This window comes from Serratia sp. (in: enterobacteria), from assembly GCF_046715635.1.
Taxonomy (GTDB): domain Bacteria; phylum Pseudomonadota; class Gammaproteobacteria; order Enterobacterales; family Enterobacteriaceae; genus Chania.
Window position 1 is genome coordinate 1 of record NZ_JBKJYW010000118.1, and the last position, 3,416, is coordinate 3,416.

Here is a 3,416-nt window from a genome sequence, read left to right on the forward strand (position 1 = left end):
ACTTCGCCGTGTGGCGGGGATTGCCGGTTTTAAATCCGCTATCAGTGACGAACAAATCTTTTAAACCCATATCAATGCCCGTCATTTTTGCGGTAACAGGCAGTGATTTTGATTCAAATTCGCACAAACAGGACACGAAATATCGACCTGATGCATCTTTGGAAATGGTGACGGTTGAAGGTGTCGAGGGGAGTTCACGACTCCAGCGAACATAGAGTGGCGTTGTGCTTTTAGCCATGTACAGCTTGCCGTTACGGTATTTAAAGGCACTCGCCGTAAATTCAGCAGATTGTTTGTGGTGTTTGCTTTTGAATGTTGGGTACTTGGCACGCCCCGCAAAGAAGTTAGAAAAGGCGGTCTGTTGGTGGCGAAGAGTCTGCTGTAACGGGACGCAGGAAACATCATTCAGCCAGGTAAATTCAGGCTCTTTTTTTAGGGCGGTTAGTCGGGCATGGGCCTGAATGTAGCCGATCTTCTCCTGTCGTTCGCGGTACGCATCAGTTCGCCAGCGAAGAACTGAATTGTAGACAAAACGCACACAGCCGAAGGTGTGAGCTAAAAACTCAATCTGATCCTGTGTTGGATAAAACCGATATTTGTAGGCGCGTTTCATATGTACAAAATTACAGGAGTTATAGTGAAAAGACAAAAAGAAGTTAGCTTGAAAACCGTCTCCTTTCCTCCCCGGCCTAAAGGCCGAGGTTTCCCGGAGGAAATCTGATGAACGATAGCGAGTTTCACCAGTTGGCCGACCAACTGATACTGAATATTGAACAGACCCTGGACGATTTTGACGGTGATGCAGATATCGATTACGAAACCAATGGTGGGGTGATGACGCTAAGCTTCGAAAACGGCAGCAAGATTGTGATCAACCGTCAGGAGCCGTTGCACCAGGTGTGGCTGGCCACCAAGGCCGGTGGCTATCACTTTAACTATCGCGACGAGAGTTGGCAGTGCGATCGCAGCGGCCGGGAATTTTACGAGTTGCTGAGTGAAGCGGCTAGCACACAGTCCGGTGAGACGGTCAGTTTTAGCTGAGTTTTGCAGAGGGGCGCAAGCTACTGCGCCCCAGACCGGGGGTTGGCAACGTTTAAAGGGTTGCCAGTTCTGCAAGAGTTTGGGGATATTTGTCGATTATTTTGATCAATAGCACCGCTTGTTTGTTCGGTTTTGCCAAACCCTGCCCTCGCGAGCTCGTTGTACATTCCCCAAGCTTCCATTCCTTCTTGAAGCTCTGCAAAAATGTTACGTTCACTCATCAGACCTTCCTCCGACTTACTTCTGAAATCCATGGATTAATGCAGCTGGAACTGTTGCTTCAGAGGCTGTGCGGCATTGCCGTCGGCGACCGAGATACACAGGTTCGACAGCGCATTGCTGCGGAATGGGATCACCTGGATGCGTCCATCGAGATGCACAATCTGATAGAACTGCGGCAGGTTGAAGTTGATAAAGCTGGAGCCGTAGGTAAAGCGATCGTGTGAGGAGGAGTAGAAGCGGCTGACGTCGCGCACCAACTCCTCTTTGCTCCCTTCACAGTGGTGATAAACCTCAACCCGGTTCGACTCATCCAGAATGTAAATGTTGAAGCCTTTATCATCCGTGGTGTCTTCAAAGAAGAACTGGATGATCCCCTCGCTGGCAAAACCATCTACCACCGGTGGCAAATGCACCTGATCGGTTTCCACCTTGATCGACAAGCCATGCAGTTTGTTGTTGGAGATCGCCCCGTAGAATTCTACGGCGTTTTCCAGCTTCTGCACCGAGACGCTCAGGCGTTCAAAGAACAGGCCCCAGGTTTGCCCGGCCACACGCACCGCTTTAAACCGGCCCGGCTCCAGACGAGTGCTGGAAAGACGCAGCTCGATACACTCGGAAACCAGTTGTTGAATGCGGGTACGGATCAGACCACGTAAGTGCTGACTATAGCAGAACACCTCCACCGATTCCGGCGGCGCGGCATCCTGATGCATCTTGCCCAGAATGGTCTTCAACGCTTCAAGCACCGACTGCTCACCGCTGAAATGCAGGGTGCGCACTTCATTCCATGAGTTGCGGTACAGCAGATCGATACTGCCAACCAGGCATTGCTGCTGCTGGCCAAAGCTGAACACGTCCAGCTTGCGGAAATCGAAATGCACCACCTGATTACGGAAGGCCGCCGTCGGGTCGTTTTCCAGATTGACGATAATCGCCAGATGGCGAATTTCGCACGGGCTGTAGAGTGCCTTCGGCGTCGGAGCTGCCAGGCGCAGCGGGAAATGGTGCGACACGTCGGTAACCAGTTCCTGCAGCTTGGCGGTGTCGCAGATATTGCCGCTCTTGATATGCAAGCGGGTGCGCGACGTCAGCAGGCCGTTGAAATAGGCCCAGGCCACCAGCTTGTTGAGATAGCGGTTATATTCCAGCGGCTGATGGCTGACGATCGAGCTCATCTCCGGTGCCTGGTTGTACAGGTACCAGCCGGTGCGGTTGGCGCGGCCAATCGGCACATGAATAAAGGTCAGGTCGTTTTCTGACAGGTCTGGTGAAATTTGCGGGTTCACCAGCGTCACCTTACCCGGCAGTGCTTCAAAGGCCGCGTACAGTTTACGGGTCAATACTCCGATATCCTGCGGGCTGGCACTGACGCTGAGATTGTTGCGGCGAGCGAAACGGATCAGGTTGCGATAGCTTTGCATCATCGCATCCAGCAGTTCGTTATGGGCTTCGCGCACCCGTTCGATCTTCCAGTTAGCCCGGTTATCGAGGATCGCCAACCGCTCTTCGTCCCAGCCCCATTCACTGACCAGTTGGCTGAGGATTTCCCGCCGCCAACCGATAGTGGCGTTGTTGGACTGCGACAGCTTCTCGCAGACCTTCAGATAGAAGCAGCGACGAACCAGGTCAAGGCGGGTGGTATCGTTGATTTCAGTCAGGTAGTGGGTGACACGCTCCAGCATCATGCAATAGGCATCAAGGCCAAAGCAGACGATCTCCCCCTGGTGCAGACGATGTTTGATCCCCATCGCCAGCAACTGAGTTTTCGGGTATTCCCACGAATAGGCTTCGAGCAGCAGCGTTTTCAGCACCGCCTTGTAAGGCGAATCAATGCTCTTATACAGCTGCCACAGGCTGGCACCAAAGAACTCTTCGGCAGAGAGCGTGCTCAATCCGCCGAGGTCCAGCCACTCATTCGGGGTTAATACACCTTGCGAATAGAGCGAAAGCACATATTCATCGTAATGCGCTTCCTCTTCGCCCGGTACCATGTTCCACAGGATGCGTTTCCCCGCCAGGCGCACGGCCGTGCGGTAGAACTCATCGAGCAACAGGATATGTTGGGTAGAGCCGCAGTCTTCACCGCCCAGGCTGCCGCTTTCGTTATGGCGGAAGCGGTTTTCGTCGATCAGGAAGAAGCTGACTTCCACCCC

The 3,416-nt window shown here is 53.1% G+C and carries 4 protein-coding genes; 1 reads left to right on the top strand and 3 read right to left on the bottom strand.

What is annotated here, in order from left to right; genetic code table 11:
* On the bottom strand, positions 1-613 hold a 613-nt coding region (locus ACLQ7H_RS05650), incomplete at its 3' end, for an RNA-guided endonuclease InsQ/TnpB family protein (protein WP_411751830.1).
* A gap of 107 nt (positions 614-720) precedes the next feature.
* On the opposite strand from ACLQ7H_RS05650, the gene cyaY reads away from it, so the two are divergent.
* Positions 721-1,041 carry an iron donor protein CyaY gene (gene cyaY / locus ACLQ7H_RS05655; protein ID WP_411751831.1) on the top strand — a complete coding sequence of 107 codons (321 nt, stop codon included), beginning with the start codon at positions 721-723 and terminating at the stop codon, positions 1,039-1,041.
* A gap of 20 nt (positions 1,042-1,061) precedes the next feature.
* Here cyaY and ACLQ7H_RS05660 read toward each other — a convergent pair whose 3' ends face one another.
* Together ACLQ7H_RS05660 and ACLQ7H_RS05665 are read right to left on the bottom strand one after the other, a co-directional pair.
* Positions 1,062-1,262, bottom strand: coding sequence for a hypothetical protein (locus ACLQ7H_RS05660; RefSeq protein WP_411751832.1), 201 nt, complete (start codon positions 1,260-1,262; stop codon positions 1,062-1,064).
* A 36-nt stretch (positions 1,263-1,298) separates the two neighbouring features.
* The coding region (locus ACLQ7H_RS05665) for a class I adenylate cyclase (protein WP_411751833.1) at positions 1,299-3,416 on the bottom strand (2,118 nt) is incomplete at its 5' end.